At 47.1% G+C, this 2,171-nt stretch carries 1 protein-coding gene and 1 pseudogene; both read left to right on the forward strand.

The features are described from left to right. Positions 1 to 229: 229 nt before the first annotated feature. Positions 230 to 748 carry an Hcp family type VI secretion system effector gene (locus HMPREF0693_RS17525; RefSeq protein ID WP_004246976.1) on the forward strand — a complete coding sequence of 173 codons (519 nt, stop codon included), beginning with the start codon at positions 230 to 232 and terminating at the stop codon, positions 746 to 748. 83 nt (positions 749 to 831) lie between these two features. Further along, positions 832 to 2,171, forward strand: a pseudogene (tssI, locus tag HMPREF0693_RS17530) (type VI secretion system tip protein TssI/VgrG); the annotation flags it as partial.

Here is a 2,171-nt window from a genome sequence, read left to right on the forward strand (position 1 = left end):
TGACTGTTTTTACAGCATGATATAGCGATATTTCAACCAGTTTACGCTAAGTGACTTATCCTAGAGAGATACAAAAAAAACGGGCTGTTTACAGCATATTGATAAGATTTTATTATCCTTTACCGAAGTCTTACCGTGCGCACTGGCTAAGATGACAGACATGACTAACGGATTGTTTTTAAGACAATCATTTAATTTAATTTGTCGTTTTTGATAAAAGGATATTGTTATGCCAACTCCTTGCTATATTTCCATTGAAGGAAAAACTCAGGGCAACATCACTGCAGGCGCGTTTACTGCAGATTCTGTCGGCAACATTTATGTACAAGGTCATGAAGACCAAATGTTGGTACAAGAATTTTCTCACGTAGTGACGGTTCCGACTGATCCGCAATCAGGCCAACCTTCTGGCCAACGTGCGCATAAACCGTTTCGTTTTACCGTGGCATTAAACAAAGCCGTTCCTCTGCTGTATAACGCACTGGCTTCCGGCGAAATGTTGCCAAAAGTTGAGTTAAAATGGTATCGCACGTCTGTTGAAGGTAAACAAGAGCACTTCTTTACCACCACACTGACTGACGCGACGATCGTGAACATCGATTGCCAAATGCCTCATTGCCAAGATCCGGCTAAAGCCGACTTCACGCAACTTATCGAAGTCTCCCTCTCTTACCGCAAAATTGACTGGGAGCACACTGTTGCTGGAACGTCTGGTGCGGATGACTGGCGTGCGCCTCTCGAAGCGTAATACCGTTATGACGAGTCCTTGGGGGCTCGTCCTTATTTTGTATTGTTCCCTTTTCTTTATCCATTTTTGCATGGAGGCAGATTATGCTTAGCAAAGATCCGAAATCAACGCCCATTGACCCGGCATCCGTTTTAAAAGATGAAGCCATCAATCAAGTAAAAAATAGGGTGCAATCCAAAGTGAACGAAACGCTATCGACACCCACGCAAAAGGTCGCCGGGATGGCCTCAGCAGCGGCCTCGCTCACGCAATCAGCCAGCGCATCGGCCAATCGCGTGACGGCTCATCCCCTGATCCACGGTGGCGGTTTTACCGGTGGACAAACATTCGCTGAAAACCAAGCACTCCAAGCGGCCCATGGGGCGTTACTTGATGCATTAGGCATGGACAGCCTCGAAAGTGGTTTGGTGTTCACTTGCACCATTGGTGGATTGCCTGACGACACCTTTCAAGTCACCGAATTTAATCTTACCGAAGGATTATCCTCGCTATTTTCACTGTCCATCAGTGCGGTCAGTGCCTTACCCTTTATCGATTTCCAGCGCCATCTTGGCTTAGCCTCATCATTAACGGTCAAACGCGATGGGGTGTTGATCCGCAAAGTCAACGGTATCTTAGCTGGGGCAGTACAAGGCAATACCGACGGAGTGAAAACGTGGTATCACTTCGATATTCGCCCTGAAATGTGGGTGATGACCCTCAATCAAGACAGCCGTATTTTTCAACATCAATCGGTGCCGACCATCTTAAAAACCTTATTGGATGAGGCCCATGTTAAAGCGGATTGCCAATTCTACCGTGAAGATCTACACCCTGAACGTCTCTACACCACCCAAAAACGCGAATCGGCATTTGATTTTTGGTGTCGACTGGCGTTTGAAGAGGGCATTAACTTCTGGTTTGAAGAAGAACAACTGTTTTACAGCGATGAACATANGGGATGACGGCGGGTATTCACCTCACCTATAACCCGCAGGCCGACACCGATATCAGCGATAGCACTGCCATGACTTGGCAATATGGCGAATATTTGTGTGTGGATGAAACTATCCATAAAGACAACAACTTTGTGCGTCCTTCTTATCCGCTGTCTCATGAAAACAATTGAGCAGGGAGGACAGCACAGTGTGTTTGAAAGTTATGGTCGTTTTCAATTAGACGATGAAGGTCGACCTCTGACACAGGTGCGCTTTGAGCAATTACGTAACGGCAGCAAAGTGGGGCAAGCGACAACAAACTGTTTTGCACTGATGCCCGGCAAAATTTTCACCTTATCTCAGCATCCCCATCAGCCGATGAATGATCGCTGGCAAGTGATCAGCGTCAGCCATCATGGTGTACAGCCATTGGCGGACAATAGCGGGGGCGAAGGCACACAACTGTCGAATAGTGTCTCCTTTATTCCGGGCACGCAAGAGTGGCG

Origin of the sequence: Proteus mirabilis ATCC 29906, from assembly GCF_000160755.1 — a bacterium.
Lineage (GTDB): Bacteria > Pseudomonadota > Gammaproteobacteria > Enterobacterales > Enterobacteriaceae > Proteus > Proteus mirabilis.